Origin of the sequence: Citrobacter sp. UYEF32 (genome assembly GCF_040546205.1) — a bacterium.
In the GTDB taxonomy this organism is placed as follows: Bacteria; Pseudomonadota; Gammaproteobacteria; order Enterobacterales; family Enterobacteriaceae; genus Phytobacter; species Phytobacter diazotrophicus.
The window spans coordinates 210,518-229,276 of the sequence record NZ_JBEPNI010000008.1; the positions used below are offsets into that span (position 1 = coordinate 210,518).

The following is an 18,759-nucleotide window of genomic DNA, read 5'->3' on the forward strand; positions in this document are numbered from 1 at the left end:
AAATGCGTTTAACCCCAGGTAACTGGCGTAGGTTTTTCACCGCGCGCTTTCATCAGTGAATCGTTATCAATATCCTGCTTATATTTCAGGAATTCCTCATACAGACGCTTTTCAACCTCTGGATTTTTGCCGATCTGGTTCATGGTTTCAGCCCGATCCTGTTTGAGGTTGTAGAGATATTTTGCCTTCCCTTCGCGGTCGATGATCATTTTCCAGTCTCCGTCGCGAAGCGCCCACAGGTCGGTCGGATCGTCCTGGAAAGGCATATCAATACCAAAAATCAGCGGTTTCTCGCGTTTCAGTTCAGCCTTCTCGAAGACAGGCGTCAGAGACTGACCGTCAATAGTGCGATCTTTTGGCAGATCAAATTTCATCATCTGTGCGAGTGTCGGCATCCAGTCCAACCCGGAAGCCGGCGTGTCGGTTACCATCCCCTGCGGCAGATGCTTGCCATATTTAATGATCGCCGGAACACGTATGCCCCCTTCCCAGAGATTATCTTTACGTCCGCGCAGGCCGTCGGTCTCACCGGCCATGTTCAGTTCGTAGACTTTACGAACTTCACGCGTTACCGGTCCGTTATCACTGGTAAAGATAATGATGGTATTGTCTTCTTCACCCATCGCCTTAATTTTTTCTACGACTTTACCTACCTGCTCATCCATATAGCTGATATTGGCATAGTACTCACCCGGTCCACGCCAGGGTTTATCCGCCCAATCGCCGTAATACATATCCGGGTGTTTCTTCTGAAATTCGCTCATATATTGCGAATACATATCGAGGTATTTCTTCGGCGACGCGACAGGGGTGTGTACTTCGGTGAAGGCAACGTACAGGAAGAACGGTTTGTCCTCTTTCTTCTTCTCACGCTCGTCCAGCCAGTTCACCACTTCGGTACTGACCAGCTCACCGCTCAGTAATTTCGCTTCGCCGATGGGCTTACCGTTGCGAATAAAGGCATCCGGATAAACGGCGCCGTAGCGAGGACGCTCTTTTGCATTTGCCAGTCGTTCGTTAGTGATAAATCCACCCGCGTGAACCAGTGAATAATCAAACCCAACATCTTTAGCCTGCGGCTGGTCTGTGCGATCCGCCCCGGCGTTAAGGTGTAATTTGCCCATTAACGCCGTGTCGTAGCCTTGCTCACGTAATAAATTCGCGATGGTGACTTCGTTACGACCAATCGACACATCTTTGCCTGCCGGTATCCAGGAACGAATACCGGTGCGGAAAGGCATACGTCCTGTGAGTAAGCCCGCACGCGAAGGCGAACAAAGCGGCGCGGGAGCGTAGTAATCGGTAAATTTGACGCCCTCCTGTGCTAATTTATCGATGTTTGGCGTTTTGACAATTTGATGACCATAAGCCCCCAGATCACCGTAGCCTAAATCATCCGTTAAAATTATCACCAAATTAGGGCGTTTCGCCTCTGCGGCGTGAACGGGAGAGATTGTGCTTCCTGCATATAACGCCAGACCAATCATACTGGCAACAAATGTTTTCTTCATTTCAGATCCTCTGAAAAATTAAAATTCATAGCCCAACATATAAATCATTTGATCGCCAAATCCATCATAACCAAGTTTATTATCAAAATAACGCCAGGTGACAGATGCTTTCCAGCGGGGATAAAATTTCCAGGCTAATGTTAAACCACCATTAATTCCGGTATGCCCATGCTGTTGTTCGGCGTATGCATCATTTCTGTCGAGTTCAATTTCATTCCAGTTCGACAATACAAACTTCTCATTAAAAGCATTGAAGAAGTATGCTGCGGTCCAGCCAATAACGTAACCGTTCCAGCCACTGGTTTGCCCATATTTTTTTGAGTAATAATCCCCGGACTGGTTATGCAATCCAATATAGGGTTTAAAAAAACCCGATTTCCCTTGCCAGCCCAGATAGCCAAGCCCATAGAACATATCTAAATCATCGCTCCATGAGTTGTCCCATTGACCATATAGTTTTCCGAAGAAGGAGTAGTCAGAATCGAAGAGACGGACATGAGCCATCGCCGATACGGTATGGTTTCGTCCCTCAACGGAGTGATTTAAGACATTACTTTCAAAAAATGAATAAATTTCTGCTTCGCGGAAATTAACGCCAAAATCGGCAGTTGCTTTCCATACTTCACCACGATGAACATTTTCAAAACCGCTATTCCAGTCAGCATAACCGGCATTTATAGAACCAAAAGCCCCTTTATACTCCAGAGACCATGCAGGGAGACTGCATAATGCGGTCGTCGATATCAGGGCACACGCCAGCAACTTTCCCTTTTTTTGGGGCATATAATGCATTCCTCATTATTATAGTTAACGTGAATACTTCAATAATAAAAACGATCTCAGGCAAGAATGAAAACGAGGCCAGTTTATTAAAAAGAACAAATTGGTTTGTGATAGAGATATCACATTGATGGATTAGCTAAGCCGTTAAAATGCAGGTGTCAGAAAATGTTGTTTTTCGTATCGTTAACCTATGAAAATAAGAAATTGCACTAAAATTTGTTTTTTACGACCAGCAGGAAGGTAATTCAATTTAGTAGAAGGAATAATTCGGGGGTTTACGTTAATAACATAACACGCCGTTCGATGTAATTTTTTTCACACCACGGCGGCAAGGAGAGATCCATAAAACAAGATAAGTGATAAGCCGTTTATGGCTGCGGATGCAATAAAAAAGGGTTGCGTTAAGCAACCCTCTAAAAGTTATAACTGATTAACGCGTCAGGTCATCAAAGAACTTTTTGACACCGTCGAAGAAGCTTTTGGAGCGCGGGCTGTTGTGTTCACCTGTCGGTCCACCAAAGCTTTCCTGCAAATCCTTAAGCAGTTGTTTCTGCTTATCGTTCAGGCCAACCGGCGTTTCAACCACCACACGACACAGCAGATCGCCCTGCGCGCCGCCGCGTACCGATTTCACACCTTTACCGCGCATGCGGAACAGCTTGCCGGTCTGAGTTTCGCCAGGGATCTTCAGATTGACGCGACCATCCAGCGTCGGAACCTCGATTTCTCCCCCCAACGCCGCCATAGCAAAGTTAATGGGGACTTCGCAGTACAGGTTGTTACCTTCACGCTCAAAGATAGCGTGCTGTTTCACCTGCACCTGAACGTACAGATCGCCTGCCGGTGCGCCGTGCTCACCCGCTTCACCCTCACCCGCCAGGCGGATGCGATCGCCCGTATCCACACCTGCCGGAATTTTAACGGACAGGGTTTTGGTTTTTTCTACGCGACCATGACCGTGACATTTATTGCACGGATCTTTAATCAGCGTACCGCGCCCCTGACAGTGCGGACAGGTCTGCTGAACGGCGAAGAAACCCTGGCGCATCTGCACCTGGCCGGAACCATGACAGGTCGGACAGGTCTGCGGCTGGGTACCGGCTTTCGCGCCGCTGCCGTGGCAAACGTCACACTCTTCCAGCGTCGGGATACGGATCTCTTTACTGACGCCGCGAACGGCTTCTTCCAGCGTCAATTCCATGTTGTAACGTAAATCGGCGCCACGCGCCGCACGCTGGCGACCACGGCCACCGCCAAAAATATCGCCGAAGACATCGCCAAAGATATCGCTAAAGTCAGCGCCGCCGCCAAAGCCGCCGCCGCCGAATCCACCGCCGCCCATGCCGCCTTGTTCGAACGCCGCATGGCCATACTGGTCATACGCAGCACGCTTTTGCGCGTCGGTCAGAACTTCGTATGCTTCTTTGATCTCTTTAAATTTGGCTTCGGCCTCTTTATCACCCTGGTTACGGTCCGGGTGATATTTCATGGCCAGGCGCTTGTACGCCTTCTTGATTTCGCGCTCTTCCGCTGTTTTGGAAACGCCCAAAATCTCGTAGTAGTCTTGTTTCGCCATCTTTTTTTATCTACCCCTAACATGCGAGCACGGGCGTGGAGAAATCTCCTACGCCCGTGCCGATTAATTACCCTGCATCAGGGCGATTATTTTTTATCTTTTACTTCTTCGAACTCAGCGTCGACAACATCGTCGTCTTTCGCGTTGTTCGCAGAAGCGTCAGCGCCACCAGCCTGCTGCTGTGCGTGCTGCTGCTGTGCGATTTCCAACAGTTTCTGAGAAGCCTGAGCCAGGGCCTGCATTTTCGCTTCGATGTCCGCTTTGTCTTCGCCTTTGAGAGACGTTTCCAGCGCGGTCAGCGCAGCTTCGATAGCGGTTTTATCTTCCGCTGGCAGTTTGTCGCCTGCTTCTTCAACCTGCTTACGGGTGCTGTGCAGCAGGTGGTCACCCTGGTTACGGGTCTGAACCAGCTCTTCGAACTTACGGTCAGATTCAGCGTTCGCTTCTGCTTCGCGAACCATTTTCTGAATTTCTTCCTCGTTCAGGCCAGAAGACGCCTTGATGGTGATCTTCTGCTCTTTACCGCTGTTTTTGTCTTTCGCAGATACGTGCAGAATACCGTCAGCATCAATATCGAAAGTCACTTCGATCTGCGGCATGCCGCGCGGTGCCGGGTTGATACCATCCAGGTTGAACTGACCCAGAGATTTGTTATCAGACGCACGTTTACGTTCACCCTGCAGCACATGGATGGTTACCGCAGACTGGTTGTCTTCCGCAGTAGAGAACACCTGGCTGTGCTTGGTCGGGATAGTGGTGTTCTTGTTGATCAGCGCAGTCATCACGCCGCCCATGGTTTCGATACCCAGCGACAGCGGAGTAACGTCGAGCAGCAGCACGTCTTTCACATCACCGGTCAACACACCACCCTGGACCGCAGCACCGATAGCAACAGCTTCGTCCGGGTTAACGTCTTTACGCGGCTCTTTACCAAAGAACTCAGCGACTTTCTTCTGCACCATCGGCATACGGGTCTGACCGCCGACCAGGATAACGTCCTGCACGTCGGATACAGACAGGCCAGCGTCCTGCAGCGCAACTTTCAGCGGCTCGATGGAACGGTTCACCAGGTCTTCGACCAGGCTTTCCAGTTTCGCGCGAGTCACTTTGATGTTCATGTGTTTCGGACCAGTAGCGTCTGCAGTAATGTACGGCAGGTTCACGTCGGTCTGCTGAGCGGAAGAAAGCTCAATTTTCGCTTTTTCTGCTGCTTCTTTCAGACGCTGCATCGCCAGCGGGTCGTTACGCAGGTCAATGCCCTGATCTTTCTTGAATTCTTCAACCAGGTAGTTGATCAGACGGCTGTCGAAGTCTTCACCACCCAGGTGGGTATCACCGTTGGTTGCCAGAACTTCGAAGGTTTTTTCGCCATCAACTTCGTCGATTTCGATAATAGAGATATCGAAGGTACCGCCACCGAGGTCGTAGACCGCGATAGTACGGTTGCCCACTTCTTTATCCAGCCCATAAGCCAGTGCAGCGGCAGTCGGTTCGTTGATAATACGTTTGACTTCCAGACCCGCGATACGGCCAGCATCTTTGGTTGCCTGACGCTGCGCATCGTTGAAGTATGCCGGTACGGTGATAACCGCCTCAGTTACTGGCTCACCCAGGTAATCTTCAGCCGTTTTCTTCATTTTTTTCAGCACTTCGGCAGAGATCTGCGGCGGTGCAGTTTTGGTGCCTTTCACATCAAGCCATGCGTCACCGTTGTCAGCAGCGATGATTTTGTACGGCATGATAGAAACGTCGCGCTGAACTTCTTCGTCCTGGAAGCGGCGGCCAATCAGGCGTTTAATCGCAAACAGGGTGTTTTGCGGGTTTGTCACTGCCTGACGTTTAGCCGGCTGACCAACCAGAGTTTCACCATCCTGGGTATAAGCAATGATAGAAGGCGTGGTGCGGTCGCCCTCGGCATTCTCCAGCACACGCGCGGTAGTGCCATCCATAATCGCTACACAAGAGTTGGTAGTACCCAGGTCGATACCAATAATTTTACCCATCTAAACGTCTCCACTAAAAATTCGGTCAACATGTGGTTGTGAACCTGTAATAAGGGCGAATCGTGCGGTTTCAACTACCCTCGTTCGTTTTTTTTCAGGTCCACACATTGCGGTTGACTACAAGATGGGGTCGCAACGAAGCTCATCAAGGGGTAAGGAATAAAAAAATTTTTAATTTCCACCTGTTCAGATCATAGACACAGCCAGTGACGCTATTTATGATGCCGCGCCCCGCCTCCTCTATATAGACGCGGGGAATACATTTCATCCTTCAATGTTGATTTATTTTGAGGAATTATGGGCAACATCAAGTTGGCTAATCCGGCTCCGCTGGGCCTTATGGGCTTCGGCATGACCACTATTCTGCTTAACCTGCACAATATTGGCATGTTCCCGCTGGATGGTATTATCCTGGCTATGGGTATTTTCTACGGTGGTATCGCGCAGATTTTTGCGGGGCTGCTGGAATATAAAAAAGGCAACACCTTCGGTTTAACCGCATTTACCTCTTACGGTTCTTTCTGGCTCACCCTGGTTGCGATTCTTCTGCTGCCTAAAATGGGTCTGGCAGATGCAGCGAATGGCCATTTCCTGGGTGTCTATCTGGGTATCTGGGGTGTGTTCACCCTGTTTATGTTCTTCGGCACGCTGAAAGGCGCACGTATGCTGCAGTTCGTCTTCCTGAGCCTGACCGTGCTGTTCGCTCTGCTGGCAGTAGGTCACCTGGCAGACAACGAAGGTATCGTTCATGTAGCCGGCTGGATTGGTCTGGTATGTGGCGCAAGCGCTATCTACCTGGCGATGGGTGAAGTCCTCAACGAGCAATATGGCCGTACCGTTCTGCCAATTGGCGAACAAGGGCAGCACTAATACCTTCTTCGTGCCTGCACCGCGGGCACGAATTCCCCCGTTTTGCCTTCCTGTTGATTACGCATTCATCCACTTTATGGGATGATGACGGCACTTCTTCGCAGACAGAATCTGACAATGACTACGCTTTTCCAGGGCCGTGCTTACTGGTTACAACGCTGGGTTGCGCTTCTTCTCACCGGGGTCATGGCCGGGCTTAGCGGTATGTTGCTTGCCATGTTGCTACATGAAATTCAGCACCTCGCGTATGGCTATAGCCAGAATGTATTGATAAGCCCACAGACCTTTCTGGAGGGCGTGAGCGACGCCAGTGCACAGCGGCGCTTTATCGTGTTGGTCGCCGCAGGCATCGTTGCCGGGGGAGGATGGTGGCTGCTTGCCCGTTATGGCAAAAAGCGTGTCAGCATCAGTACGGCGGTAAGCAATCCGGACAAACCGATGCCGCCACTCACCACACTTGTTCATATTCTGCTGCAAATCATCACCGTAGCGATGGGCTCACCGCTCGGGCGCGAAGTCGCTCCACGTGAAGCGGGCGCCCTGTTTGCCGGCGGCGCTGCGCGGAGATTGCACCTTCCCCCTGCCGATATCCAACTGATGACCGCCTGCGGTGCGGGTGCAGGGCTGGCTGCGGTGTATAACGTGCCGCTGGCGGGTGCTATCTTTACGCTTGAAGTTTTGTTGGTGAGTTTTAGCTGGGATGCGGCTATCGCAGCGCTGGTCACGTCGGCGCTGGCGGCCTGGGTCGCCACGCTGGGGCTGGGAGACGAACATCAGTATCACTTCACAACGGAGTTCGCTGCCCCATCATTGATTTTCTGGAGCGTGCTTTGTGGCCCATTGCTGGGCGCGGGCGCTTTTCTTTTTCGCCGCCTCACCCAATATGCGAGCAGCAAAGTTCGGGATAACTGGCAGATGCCTGCTGTCAGTCTGATTGCCTTTACGTTGCTGGGTATTTTTTCCGTCTGGTTCCCACAGCTTCCGGGCAACGGTAAAGGTGCTGCGCAACTGGCGCTGAGTGGCGAAATGACGGCCTGGCTCGCGGTGGTTTTACTGGTACTCAAAGTGGTTGTTATCTGCGCCGTACTACGTGCAGGGGCGGCAGGCGGATTGTTGACACCGGGCCTTGCCGTCGGCGGCCTGCTGGGGTCATTACTGTTTATGCTTGTCGGGCCGCTTTTCCCCGGTAGCGATATGGAAAGTTTCGCCCTGTTGGGGGCTGCCGGGTTCCTGGCCGCCTCAGCGAATATGCCCGTCACCACACTCGCCTTAGTGATGGAGTCCACGCGAATGGACCACAGTTTCCTGGTGCCTGCCGCACTCTCAATCGCCGGGGCATATGCCACCTCGCGCGCGCTGGGAACCTGGCAGAATGCGCGTTTTTCGACCGAAACCATAACCGAAGCTAAACGAGATGGTAATAAAAATCCCATTTAATTGATAAGCATTATCATTTCTAATATGGTCGCCGGGAGCATCCCGGATATTGGATATCATGCAACAGCCTGAACAGGAACGTTGGGGGATACATCGATTCTGTTGTGTTGCATAAGGTAAGCCAATGAGTTCCCCTCTTGTCGCCAGTATCAAGCCTGACGAATCCGCCGTGTCGTCACATTACAGAAAAGTCGTGCTACGGCGTTTTGCGCTGGCAGGCGCGATCCTGGCGTTTATTCTCTTTTCACTGATTCTCGATTTCACTATTGGTCCTTCCGGGCTCTCTCTTTCCGCACTCTGGCATGCGCTGGTTGATGCCGGGTCTGCCGATGCGGGCACCCGCGTTATTGTCTGGGAGTTACGCCTGCCCATTGCCTTAATGGCGATCGTGGTCGGAATGGCGCTCGGTCTGGCGGGGGCAGAGATGCAAACCATCCTCAATAACCCGCTCGCCAGCCCGTTTACCCTCGGGGTCTCCTCCGCCGCGTCATTTGGTGCCGCGCTGGCTATCATTCTTGGCCTGGGTATTCCGGGCATTCCCGATCAGTGGGTTATCTCGGTTAACGCCTTTGTTTTCGCCCTGCTGGCCTGCTTTATTCTTGATGGCATTAGCCGCTGGACACGGGTGGCGACCTCCGGCGTAGTGCTGTTTGGCATTGCGCTGGTATTTACCTTCAATGCGCTGATCTCCATTCTGCAATTTGTGGCCAGCGAAGATACATTGCAGGGGCTCGTCTTCTGGACCATGGGCAGTCTGGCCCGCGCATCATGGGACAAGCTCGCAATTCTGAGCATCGCCCTGCTTCTCATCGTTCCGCTGTCGATGAAAAATGCCTGGAAGCTTACCGCCCTGCGTCTGGGGGAAGACCGGGCCGTCAGTTTTGGTATCAATGTGCGTCAACTGCGTATGGCGACGCTGCTGCGTATCAGCATCATCTCCGCGCTGACCGTGGCCTTTGTTGGGCCTGTTGGTTTTATTGGCCTGGTGGCGCCACATATTTCGCGAATGCTGTTTGGTGAAGACCACCGCTTTTACCTGCCCGGTAGCATGTTGATTGGCGCACTGGTGCTCTCACTGGCGTCCGTGTTATCGAAGAACATTGTCTCCGGCGTCATCATTCCCGTCGGTATTGTTACCTCCCTGGTCGGCGTCCCCTTCTTCCTGAGCATCATCATTCGCCATCGGGGGAATATATGACCGACGGACTGCGCATCCACGCCCTGCATACCGGCTATCGCAAAAAGAAAATTATCGATGGGCTAACCACCCCGATGCTGCCACGCGGGCAAATCACCGCTCTGCTGGGGCCGAATGGCTCCGGCAAGTCCACCCTGCTACGTGCGCTTGCCGATCTCAACCCGGCCCAGGGGCAACTGTGGCTGAATGGCGAAGATTTAATGGCCCTCCCCCCGGCGAAGCGGGCGCAAAAGGTGGTTTATCTGCCGCAATCCTTGCCACAGGGCGTGCATCTGCATGCGCTGGAGTCGATTATCGTCGCCCGACGCGCCAGCGGCTTCTATGGCGGCGATAACGTCGAACAGGAGGCCTACGACATTCTGCATAAGCTCGGTATTTCGCACCTGGCGATGAGCTTTTTAGACCAGCTTTCCGGCGGACAGAAACAGTTGATTGGCCTTGCCCAGTCGCTGATTCGCAAACCGGACCTGCTGCTGTTAGATGAGCCGCTGAGCGCACTCGATCTGAACTACCAGTTCCACGTAATGGACATCGTCGCCCGCGAAACGCGCCTGCGTAACATCGTGACGGTGGTGGTGATCCATGACATCAACATTGCGCTGCGCCATGCCGAATATGCGGTGATGTTAAAAAACGGCGCGCCGGTTGCCAGCGGCGTTCCAGGCGAGGTCGTCACGCCCGCGAACCTGGCGGCAGTCTACGGGGTAAAAGGCCGGGTCGAATATTGTTCGCAGGGACTACCACACGTGGTGGTCGATGGATTAACAACCTAAAACAGTCATAAGACGGGAAAGAGATGAATCTGAAAAAGACAATCATGGGGATCGCGCTGATCTTTGCCCCCCTGCTGGCGATGGCGCAAAACTGGCCGGTCACGGTGACGGATCTGGATAACCGCAGCGTCACAATCCCTAAGGAGCCGCAGCGCATCATCTTGCAGGATGGCCGCGATATCCTGGCGCTGGCGCTGCTGGAGCGCGACAATCCCTTTGCCAAAGTGGTGGCGTGGAACAACCTGCCGAAAAAACAGGATACGGAAACCTGGAACGTCCTTAAGCGCAAATGGCCGGAAGCCGAGAAGATCCTGGACATGCAGTTTTCTGATCAAGGGAATGTCGATCTGGAGACCATCATCTCGCGCCATCCGGATCTGATGATTGCCCAGCTCCGCGCTAAACCGTCCCTGGTACAAAGTGGTGTGCTGGCAAAACTGGAGGCACTGCATGTGCCGGTGGTGTTTGTCGATTACGAGCTGCATCCGGTAGAAAACACCCTGCCAGGTATCGCGCTGCTCGGTAAAGTGCTCGGCCAAAATGAGCGCGCGCAACAGTACATCACTTTCTATCAGCAACGTCTGGATATGCTGCATCAGCGTCTGGCCAACGCTCACAAAAAACCGCTGGTGTTTATCGAACCGATCGCGGGTGTCGCAGGGCTGGATAATGGTTGCTGTTTTACCCATGCCCGTAATGGCTGGGGCGGTCTGGTCGAAGCGGCGGGCGGTGTGAACATTGGTTCACAACTGCTGCCAGGGGCAACCGGTAATGTGTCAGTGGAAAAAATCATCTCCATGAACCCGGACTACTACCTGATGACCGGTTCAAAACGCCCGGGCAAAGGAACGGCGATCATTCCGTTCGGCTACAACGTGGACGAAAAAGAAGTGGCTGCCGCCTTCAATGCCTTACTGGCACGCCAGGGGGTCAGCAGCATTCCTGCCGTTACTCAGGGCCATACCGGCGCGCTCTATCACCACTTCTACAATAATCCGTACAACATTATCGCAATTGAAACGTTAAGTAAGATTTTCTACCCGGAGCTGTTTAAAGACATCGATCCGCTGGCGGATTATCACACTATCATCAAGGACTTCACCCAGATCCCGGATGACAATATCGTCCTGAGCTACACGCCTTCGCACTAATCTTTCTCAGCGCCATCGTCCGATGGCGCTTTCTTTCCAAACGCGCACTTAGCGCGTGGATTTCGCCAACGCCGGGCTCTCGGTAGCGACCAGGTCCTGGCGCAGCCATAACCCCAACCCCAGGCCAATCAGCGACAGCGCCAGTACATACCAGGCGGGCGCCATTGGCGAAACCCCCATCAGCATCGTCACCGCAATCGGCGTCAGCCCGCCAAAAATGGCGTAAGAGACGTTATAGGAGAAGGAGATCCCGGTAAAACGCACTTCCGCCGGGAAAGCGCGAACCATCACATAGGGTACGGCCCCGACAACCCCAACGCAGAACCCGACCAGCCCATACAAGGCAAAAAGCTGCTCCGGGTGGCTGCCCGTCAGGTGATAGAAGAACCAGCTTGAGCAGGCCAGCATAATGCTGCCGACAATAAAAGTTTTGCTGGGGCCAACGCGATCCACCACCAGCCCGGCGGTCAAACAGCCGAAACAGAGCATAATGGTCGCGATACTGTTCGCCTGCAGGGTTAAGGCTGGCGCGAAACCATACTGTTTTTGCAGCCAGACGGGCGACATCAGAATCACCACTACGATCCCGGCCGACAGTAACCAGGTCAGCAGCATCGAGATCACTACCGCTTTCTTATGCTTCATGACGACGGCTTTCACCGGTAGCTCTTGCGCCAGTGCTTTACGCTGCTGCATTTCGAGGAAAATCGGCGTCTCTTGCAACCAACGGCGCAAATACATTGCCACCAGGCCAAACGCACCGCCCAGCAGGAAAGGTATACGCCATCCACCATCGTGAATCGCCTGCTGCGTCATGCTGGTATTGATCAGGGTAGCGACCACAGAGCCAAGCAGGATCCCCACCGTCAGCCCGGCGGTTAATGTTCCGCAGGCAATCCCGATACGGCGTTCCGGCACATGTTCCGCCACAAACACCCACGCCCCCGGCACTTCGCCGCCAATCGCCGCCCCCTGCAAGACACGCATCAATAGCAGCAGCAACGGCGCAACGATGCCCATAGAGGCATACGTTGGCAGCAAGCCAATCGCCAGCGTAGGTACCGCCATCAGCAAAATGCTCAGGGTGAACATCTTCTTACGCCCCACCAGATCGCCAAAATGGGCCATCACGATACCGCCCAGCGGGCGCGCCAGATAACCTGCGGCAAAGATGCCGAACGTCTGCACCTGACGCAGCCACTCCGGGATATCCGCCGGGAAAAACAGCTCACCGACAACGGCGGCAAAGAAGACAAAAATGATGAAGTCATAGAACTCAAGCGCACCGCCTAAGGCGGCAAGCGTGAGGGTTTTGTAATCCTGCTTATTGAGGGGACGTGTGTAGTTTGACATAGCGGACCATTTGTAAAGAGGAAGTGTTGATTTCGTTTTTACGCAAACTGTAAATTAAAAATTACTATACCGTAAATAAATCAACACTCCAGTGCCCGCATGACTTAATTTAAAAAACCACTATTTTTAGGATATTGTCTCGCGTCTTGCACTTTTTGGGCGAAAAGCCGCTACGATTTTAGGATCGGTCTCAATATAAGGCCCGTCGAGAAGCTGTACACAATACGGTACACTGGCAAAAATACCCGGCACGGTTACCTGCCCGTCCGCCTGCTTCACCCCTTCAAGCGTCTCTTTGATGGATTTTGGCTGCCCCGGTAAATTGAGGATCAGCGCCTGCTTGCGAATCACCCCCACCTGGCGGGAGAGAATGGCGGTAGGCACAAAGTGGAGGCTGATTTGACGCATCTGTTCGCCAAACCCCGGCATTTCGCGGTCAGCAATGGCAAGTGTTGCATCAGGAGTGACATCACGGCGCGCAGGACCGGTGCCGCCCGTCGTCAGGACCAGATGGCAGCTCATCTCGTCCACTAGCTCACACAGTGTCTGTTCAATGATGCTCTGTTCGTCCGGAATAAGCCGCTTTTCGATGGTAAAAGGGGTGGTCAGCGCCTGCGCCAGCCACTCTTCCAGTGCCGGGAGGCCTTTATCCTGGTAAACACCGCTGGAGGCGCGATCGGAAACAGAAACTAAGCCAATGCGTAATGTATCCATATTCATTCCGTTCAAAAAAATAATGACTAACGGAAATGATACACGCTGAGGGGAAATGCAGACAGAGGGGAAAGTGTGGCCGGGTCTCCGGCCACACCTGAATGATTACAGCAGATCGCCGATCATTTTTTCCAGTTTTTCCTGGTCAACAGCAAACTTACGGATACCATCCGCCAGTTTGTCTACTGCCATCGGATCCTGGTTGTGCTGCCAGAAGAATTGCGCTTCGGTAATACGTTCCGGGCGTGCTTTCACTTCGCCAGCATAGGACAGTTTACGTTCGATAGCGCCTTCGCTTTCTGCCAACTCTTTCAGCAGGCCCGGAGCGATAGTCAGACGGTCACAGCCTGCCAGTTCCAGAATTTCACCGACGTTACGGAAGCTTGCGCCCATCACGACGGTTTCATAGCCGTGCTGTTTGTAGTACTGGTAGATTTCGGTTACGGAAACCACACCCGGATCTTCTGCCGGTGCGTACTCTTTTTTATCCGTGTTGGCTTTGTACCAGTCGAGGATACGGCCCACAAACGGGGAAATCAGATAAACGCCAGCTTCTGCACAGGCACGTGCCTGGGCGAAGGAGAACAGCAGCGTCAGGTTACAGTTGATGCCTTCTTTTTCCAGCTGCTCAGCCGCGCGAATACCCTGCCAGGTAGAAGCCAGCTTGATCAGGATGCGATCGTTGCTGATACCCGCGTCGTTATACAGTTTGATCAGGCGTTTTGCTTTCGCGATGGACGCGTCGGTGTCATAGGAAAGGCGTGCGTCAACTTCGGTAGAAATGCGACCAGGGATCAGTTTGAGAATTTCCAGACCGATATTCACCGCCAGTTTGTCCGTTGCGTCTACCACTTGCTGCGCGCGGTCGCTGCTCTGTTCTTTCGCCCAGGCAATAGCGTCATCAATCAGTTTGCGGTATTCAGGGATTTGGGCAGCGCCAAGAATCAGAGAAGGGTTAGTGGTAGCGTCCTGCGGCTGGTACAGCTTCATCGCCGCGATATCTCCGGTGTCAGCAACAACAGTTGTGTATTGACGCAGAGAAGTCAATTTATCCGTCATGATAGTGTTTCTCTTTGAACTTGTTAGGGGGATGTAACCGGTCTGCCCTGATGATAACACGACGCCCTGCCAGCGCAACCGCAGACATTGCGCACGCCCGGTATGGTAAACTAGATTTATTAATTGCCTGCAAAGTAGTGCTTTATTAATAATAGCGCTGCTTATTAACCTGCGAACCGGCATAGACAAGAGGGATGTTAATGCCTGAATTCTTTTCTTTTATCAGTGAAATACTTTGGGGTTCATTGATGCTCTACCTGCTGCTTGCGGCAGGTATCTGGTTTGCTTTTAAAAGCAAATTTGTACCGTTTCGCCTGATTGGCGACTTCTACCATAATCTCAAACATAGCCGCGCCCAGTCGGGTGGACTGACGTCGTATCAGGCGCTGTTTCTCAGTCTTGCCGGACGAATGGGGTCCGGTAATTTAGCCGGTGTGGCGTTAGCGATTACGGCAGGCGGCCCCGGCGCGATTTTCTGGATGTGGATATCGGCCTTGATTGGCATGGCAACGTGTTTCGCCGAAAGCACACTGGCGCAACTCTACAAAGAACGCGACGCCAACCAGCAATTTCGCGGCGGTCCTGCATGGTACATGGCGCGGGGCCTTGGCATGCGCTGGATGGGCGTGCTGTTTTCCGTATTCCTGCTGTTGGTTTACGGGCTGTTATTCAATACCATTCAGGCCAATTCGGTAGCGAATGCCGTCCATTTTGCCTGGCATTTTAATGAGATTTACACAGGCCTTATTTTTGCTGGAATGATTCTGCTATTGATCACGAAAAGCATGAAACAGATTGCTCGTATCATGCAGTGGGTGGTCCCGATCATGGCCCTGGCCTGGGTAATGACCAGTGTCGGTATTGGCATTGCGCACTTCACCGCACTGCCGGAGATGTTCGCTAATATTGTGAAAAGTGCCTTTGGTTGGCAGGAAGCGGCGGCAGGTACCATGGGTTACACGCTTAGCCAGGCGCTCACCAGCGGTTTTCAACGCAGTATGTACTCCAACGAGGCAGGGATGGGCTCAACGCCGAATGCCGCCGCAGCCGCGGCTTCATCTCCCCCTCATCCTGCCGCTCAGGGCTTCGTGCAGATGGTCGGCGTAATTGTCGACACGTTTTTGGTGTGCACCGCCAGCGCGTTTATTCTTCTCCTGGCAAAGGATACGCCAACAGATAACCCAATCATTGGCGTCCAGATAGTTCAGGAAGCGATGGTAGCCCTGACGGGTTCATGGGGAGCCAGCTTTGTCGCCGTCATCATCATCATGTTTGCGTTTAATTCCATTATCGCCAATTACGTTTACGCCGAAAATAATCTCATTTTCCTGCGTATGAACAGCAGGCGTAATATTTGGCTGTTGCGTATCGGGATCTTACTGATGGTGTTGATTGGCTCTCAATTGCGCATCCCGTTACTCTGGCATGTGGCAGATGTAATGATGGCGTTTATGGCTATCACTAACATGACGGCGATTCTGCTACTGTCTCCCGTCGTCACCCTTATCGCCGCCGATTATCTACGCCAGCGCAAGATGGGAGTGATGCCAGTGTTCGATCCGAAGCGTTATCCGGATATTAACCAGCAGCTCGCGCCCGGCGCATGGGATGATAAAACGGGATCGTAAATGACAATCGCAACTATTGATCTATTGCAGGCCGTTTTTTGTTACAGTCAGCGGAAATTTTCCTGCAAGGACTGACTATGCTGATTCTCATCTCGCCCGCGAAAACGCTGGATTATCAAAGTGAGCTGGCCACTACGCGCTACACACAGCCTGAATTGCTGGATTATTCGCAGCAGTTGATTAAGGTTGCGCGTAAGCTTAGCGCGCAGCAAATCAAAGCCCTGATGGGTATCAGCGATAAGCTTGCCGACCTGAACGCCACCCGCTTTCACGACTGGCAGCCGGACTTTACGCCGAAAAACGCCCGCCAGGCCATTCTGGCCTTTAAAGGCGATGTCTATACCGGCCTGCAGGCAGAAACCTTCACCGAGGCTGATTTCGATTTTGCACAGCAGCATTTGCGTATGCTCTCTGGTTTGTACGGCGTTTTGCGTCCACTGGACCTGATGCAGCCTTACCGTCTGGAGATGGGGATCCGCCTGGAAAATGCGAAGGGGAAGGATCTTTATCAGTTCTGGGGCGAGGTCATCACCAATACGCTGAACGACGCCATTAAGGCGCAGGGCGATGACATCGTGGTGAATCTGGCATCCGATGAGTACTTTAAGTCGGTCAAAACGCAAAAACTGAACGCGCAAATTATCAAACCCGTCTTTCTGGACGAGAAAAATGGCAAGTTTAAGGTCATTAGTTTTTACGCCAAAAAAGCACGCGGCCTGATGAGTCGTTACATCATTGAAAACCGCCTGACAAAACCAGAGCAGTTAACCGCGTTTGATAGCGAAGGCTATTTCTTTGATGAAGAACTGTCCGGCAAGGGCGAATTGGTCTTTAAACGTCACGAACAGTAAGGCTGTGGCCCCCTCTTTGAGGAGGGGGCAGACTAAGCGAAGGGTTTAATCGCGGCGCCAGTCCGGCCCAGGACGATGGTCATCGTGGCGATCATCATGATAGTCGCCACGGAAGTCGCGACGGTCGTCACCGTGCGGGCGCCAGTGATTTTCGCGCCATTCGTAGTGTCTGTGCCACCAGTCATGGTCGCGCCAGTGGCCGCCATCCCAGTAGTTGCCGTGACGATCCTGATCGCCGATTTGCAGTTTTACTGCTGGCACAAGGGTAATTTCAGCAGCCTGTGCCGCCAGCGGAGCCACCATCAACAACGAAAGCGCGAAGAATACAGGTTTCAACATGGGTTACTCCTTTGTTCATCTTGCCCGTAGTGGGCCGATGTGAGGAGCTTAAGCAAAGTGATGGCGGCTTGTTATTCTCTGCAATCCTAATCTCTAAGTGCCCGCATTTTATGGGAATTCCTCCGTTTTTCCTGCCATATTCCTCCTTAATTTCTCCGTATTCAGGCGTAAAAAAACCGGGCAGCGATTACGCTCACCCGGTTCTGGTTTGAGACGAAGCGGATTACGCTTTGCTCATCATCAGTTTACGCAGTTCAGCGAAGTCCGCAGGCAGATGGTGCGACAGCAGTTCCAGATCTGCGCGCTCTGCCAGTTCTTTCGGCAATGGCAGTGTTTCGCCGAGAATCTCTTCGACGCTCTCTTTGAATTTCGCCGGATGCGCAGTCCCCAGGAACAGGCCGTACTCGCCCGGATGCAGTTGATCGCGCAGCGCACGGTAAGCAATGGCCGCATGCGGTTCAGAGAGATAGCCCTTACCTTTCAGTTCACGCATCGTCTCTTTGGTCGTTTCGTCGTCCACTGCGGCATAGCCCAGTTCGTTCAGGCGCCAGATTTTACGGCGGAACAGCTCTTCCACGCGCGGCCAGTTGTTCGGCTGGCTGACGTCCATCGCGTTCGACAGAGTTGCCTGTGTCGCTTTTGGCTTCCACTCACCGTCCTGCAGGAAGCGCGGTACGGTGTCATTCGCATTGGTCGCCGCGATAAAACGCTTAATGGGCAGCCCAAGCGATTTCGCCAGCAGGCCCGCCGTTAAGTCGCCAAAGTTGCCGCTTGGCACGGAAACAACCAGCTGATTACGCGCCTCTTGTGGCAGTTGCGCCACCGCTTCAAAGTAGTAGCAAATCTGCGCCAGCAGGCGGCTAATGTTGATTGAGTTCGCTGAGTTCAGGCCCAGCGCCACTTTCAGTTCTTCATCATCAAAAGCCTGTTTTACCAGTGCCTGACAGGCGTCGAAATCCGCATCAATGGCGACGGTTTCGATATTGCCACCCAGCGTACAGAACAGTTTTTCCTGTAGCGGACTGATTTTTCCGTTCGGGTAAAGGATCACGACACGAACGTTTTTCAGGCCGTAGAAGGCATGCGCCACTGCCGCCCCGGTATCACCGGAGGTCGCAGTCAGGATCGTCACCGGCTTGTCGCCGCTGATGGTGGTCAGCATTTGCGCCATAAAGCGCCCACCGAAGTCTTTAAACGCCAGCGTCGGGCCATGAAACAGCTCCAGGCAACCAACATCGCTCTCAACCGGCTGTACGGGCGCCGGGAACGCAAACGCATCCCGAACGCGTGCTTCCAGAATGTCCTGCGGAATTTCATCACCGATGAACGCCCCGAGGATTTTGGCGCTGCGCGCAACGAAATCCATGGTCAGCATGTCATCAATTTCAGTCAGGCTGAATTCCGGCAGGTCATGCGGGAAAAACAGCCCCTGGTTCTTGCCAAGCCCTTGCGTGACGGCCTGCGCGAAGCTGACCTGTTCGTTGTGATCTTTTAAGTTATAGAGTTTCATTGG

General features: G+C 52.9%; 16 protein-coding genes. 7 read left to right on the top strand and 9 right to left on the bottom strand.

The annotated features are described in order from the left end of the window. Positions 1-8 precede the first annotated feature (8 nt). From ABIB59_RS22125 to dnaK, 4 genes are all read right to left on the bottom strand, one after another. Positions 9-1,511 carry a sulfatase family protein gene (locus tag ABIB59_RS22125; protein WP_107224027.1) on the bottom strand — a complete coding sequence of 501 codons (1,503 nt, stop codon included), beginning with the start codon at positions 1,509-1,511 and terminating at the stop codon, positions 9-11. An 18-nt stretch (positions 1,512-1,529) separates the two neighbouring features. Continuing rightward, the gene (locus tag ABIB59_RS22130) at positions 1,530-2,294 is read right to left on the bottom strand and encodes an outer membrane protein OmpK (RefSeq protein WP_039078288.1); all 765 of its coding nucleotides are present in this window, start codon (positions 2,292-2,294) and stop codon (positions 1,530-1,532) included. A gap of 430 nt (positions 2,295-2,724) precedes the next feature. Next, positions 2,725-3,870 carry a molecular chaperone DnaJ gene (dnaJ, locus tag ABIB59_RS22135; RefSeq protein WP_039078287.1) on the bottom strand — a complete coding sequence of 382 codons (1,146 nt, stop codon included), beginning with the start codon at positions 3,868-3,870 and terminating at the stop codon, positions 2,725-2,727. Between the two features lie 86 nt (positions 3,871-3,956). Further along, positions 3,957-5,873 carry a molecular chaperone DnaK gene (gene dnaK, locus ABIB59_RS22140; RefSeq protein ID WP_039078286.1) on the bottom strand — a complete coding sequence of 639 codons (1,917 nt, stop codon included), beginning with the start codon at positions 5,871-5,873 and terminating at the stop codon, positions 3,957-3,959. Positions 5,874-6,170: 297 nt separating this feature from the next. On the opposite strand from dnaK, the gene satP reads away from it, so the two are divergent. From satP to ABIB59_RS22165, 5 genes are all read left to right on the top strand, one after another. Beyond that, a complete protein-coding gene (satP, locus tag ABIB59_RS22145; protein WP_039078285.1) occupies positions 6,171-6,743 on the top strand; it encodes an acetate uptake transporter in 573 nt (190 codons plus the stop codon). 117 nt (positions 6,744-6,860) lie between these two features. Continuing rightward, the gene (locus ABIB59_RS22150) at positions 6,861-8,180 is read left to right on the top strand and encodes a chloride channel protein (RefSeq protein ID WP_165159257.1); all 1,320 of its coding nucleotides are present in this window, start codon (positions 6,861-6,863) and stop codon (positions 8,178-8,180) included. A gap of 124 nt (positions 8,181-8,304) precedes the next feature. Continuing rightward, positions 8,305-9,378, top strand: a complete 1,074-nt coding sequence (locus ABIB59_RS22155) for a FecCD family ABC transporter permease (protein WP_039078284.1) — start codon at positions 8,305-8,307, stop codon at positions 9,376-9,378. Further along, positions 9,375-10,151: an ABC transporter ATP-binding protein gene (locus ABIB59_RS22160; RefSeq protein ID WP_169039960.1), complete on the top strand. Its 777-nt coding sequence runs from the start codon at positions 9,375-9,377 to the stop codon at positions 10,149-10,151. The genes ABIB59_RS22155 and ABIB59_RS22160 overlap by 4 nt, the downstream gene beginning before the upstream one ends. A 23-nt stretch (positions 10,152-10,174) precedes the next feature. After that, positions 10,175-11,302 (top strand): ABC transporter substrate-binding protein, encoded by a 1,128-nt coding sequence (locus tag ABIB59_RS22165; RefSeq protein WP_107224030.1) that lies wholly within the window; start codon positions 10,175-10,177, stop codon positions 11,300-11,302. Between the two features lie 48 nt (positions 11,303-11,350). Here the strand turns inward: ABIB59_RS22165 and ABIB59_RS22170 are convergent, their stop codons facing one another. The 3 genes from ABIB59_RS22170 to tal all read right to left on the bottom strand — a co-directional run bounded on the left by ABIB59_RS22170 (position 11,351) and on the right by tal (position 14,428). Next, positions 11,351-12,655 (bottom strand): MFS transporter, encoded by a 1,305-nt coding sequence (locus tag ABIB59_RS22170; protein ID WP_039078281.1) that lies wholly within the window; start codon positions 12,653-12,655, stop codon positions 11,351-11,353. A 126-nt stretch (positions 12,656-12,781) separates the two neighbouring features. Next, positions 12,782-13,369 carry a molybdopterin adenylyltransferase gene (gene mog, locus ABIB59_RS22175; RefSeq protein WP_110295081.1) on the bottom strand — a complete coding sequence of 196 codons (588 nt, stop codon included), beginning with the start codon at positions 13,367-13,369 and terminating at the stop codon, positions 12,782-12,784. A 105-nt stretch (positions 13,370-13,474) separates the two neighbouring features. Continuing rightward, on the bottom strand, positions 13,475-14,428 hold the full coding sequence (gene tal / locus ABIB59_RS22180) for a transaldolase (RefSeq protein WP_071193601.1): 954 nt from the start codon (positions 14,426-14,428) through the stop codon (positions 13,475-13,477). Between the two features lie 200 nt (positions 14,429-14,628). On the opposite strand from tal, the gene ABIB59_RS22185 reads away from it, so the two are divergent. Together ABIB59_RS22185 and yaaA are read left to right on the top strand one after the other, a co-directional pair. Then, positions 14,629-16,056 carry an alanine/glycine:cation symporter family protein gene (locus tag ABIB59_RS22185; protein WP_039078278.1) on the top strand — a complete coding sequence of 476 codons (1,428 nt, stop codon included), beginning with the start codon at positions 14,629-14,631 and terminating at the stop codon, positions 16,054-16,056. 77 nt (positions 16,057-16,133) lie between these two features. Beyond that, positions 16,134-16,907, top strand: a complete 774-nt coding sequence (gene yaaA / locus ABIB59_RS22190; protein ID WP_039078277.1) for a peroxide stress protein YaaA — start codon at positions 16,134-16,136, stop codon at positions 16,905-16,907. A gap of 45 nt (positions 16,908-16,952) precedes the next feature. On the opposite strand, the gene ABIB59_RS22195 is transcribed toward yaaA, so the two are convergent. Next, positions 16,953-17,246, bottom strand: coding sequence for a DUF2502 domain-containing protein (locus ABIB59_RS22195; protein WP_039078276.1), 294 nt, complete (start codon positions 17,244-17,246; stop codon positions 16,953-16,955). Between the two features lie 223 nt (positions 17,247-17,469). Continuing rightward, positions 17,470-18,756, bottom strand: coding sequence for a threonine synthase (thrC, locus tag ABIB59_RS22200; protein WP_039078275.1), 1,287 nt, complete (start codon positions 18,754-18,756; stop codon positions 17,470-17,472). Positions 18,757-18,759 lie beyond the last annotated feature (3 nt).

Excerpts from the sequence above, each read along its gene's own strand:
- ABIB59_RS22125 (WP_107224027.1), bottom strand. The coding sequence starts at position 1,511 with ATGAAGAAAACATTTGTTGCCAGTATGATTGGTCTGGCGTTATATGCA.
- ABIB59_RS22130 (WP_039078288.1), bottom strand. The coding sequence starts at position 2,294 with ATGCCCCAAAAAAAGGGAAAGTTGCTGGCGTGTGCCCTGATATCGACG.
- dnaJ (WP_039078287.1), bottom strand. The coding sequence starts at position 3,870 with ATGGCGAAACAAGACTACTACGAGATTTTGGGCGTTTCCAAAACAGCG.
- dnaK (WP_039078286.1), bottom strand. The coding sequence starts at position 5,873 with ATGGGTAAAATTATTGGTATCGACCTGGGTACTACCAACTCTTGTGTA.
- satP (WP_039078285.1), top strand. The coding sequence starts at position 6,171 with ATGGGCAACATCAAGTTGGCTAATCCGGCTCCGCTGGGCCTTATGGGC.
- ABIB59_RS22150 (WP_165159257.1), top strand. The coding sequence starts at position 6,861 with ATGACTACGCTTTTCCAGGGCCGTGCTTACTGGTTACAACGCTGGGTT.
- ABIB59_RS22155 (WP_039078284.1), top strand. The coding sequence starts at position 8,305 with ATGAGTTCCCCTCTTGTCGCCAGTATCAAGCCTGACGAATCCGCCGTG.
- ABIB59_RS22160 (WP_169039960.1), top strand. The coding sequence starts at position 9,375 with ATGACCGACGGACTGCGCATCCACGCCCTGCATACCGGCTATCGCAAA.
- ABIB59_RS22165 (WP_107224030.1), top strand. The coding sequence starts at position 10,175 with ATGAATCTGAAAAAGACAATCATGGGGATCGCGCTGATCTTTGCCCCC.
- ABIB59_RS22170 (WP_039078281.1), bottom strand. The coding sequence starts at position 12,655 with ATGTCAAACTACACACGTCCCCTCAATAAGCAGGATTACAAAACCCTC.
- mog (WP_110295081.1), bottom strand. The coding sequence starts at position 13,369 with ATGGATACATTACGCATTGGCTTAGTTTCTGTTTCCGATCGCGCCTCC.
- tal (WP_071193601.1), bottom strand. The coding sequence starts at position 14,428 with ATGACGGATAAATTGACTTCTCTGCGTCAATACACAACTGTTGTTGCT.
- ABIB59_RS22185 (WP_039078278.1), top strand. The coding sequence starts at position 14,629 with ATGCCTGAATTCTTTTCTTTTATCAGTGAAATACTTTGGGGTTCATTG.
- yaaA (WP_039078277.1), top strand. The coding sequence starts at position 16,134 with ATGCTGATTCTCATCTCGCCCGCGAAAACGCTGGATTATCAAAGTGAG.
- ABIB59_RS22195 (WP_039078276.1), bottom strand. The coding sequence starts at position 17,246 with ATGTTGAAACCTGTATTCTTCGCGCTTTCGTTGTTGATGGTGGCTCCG.
- thrC (WP_039078275.1), bottom strand. The coding sequence starts at position 18,756 with ATGAAACTCTATAACTTAAAAGATCACAACGAACAGGTCAGCTTCGCG.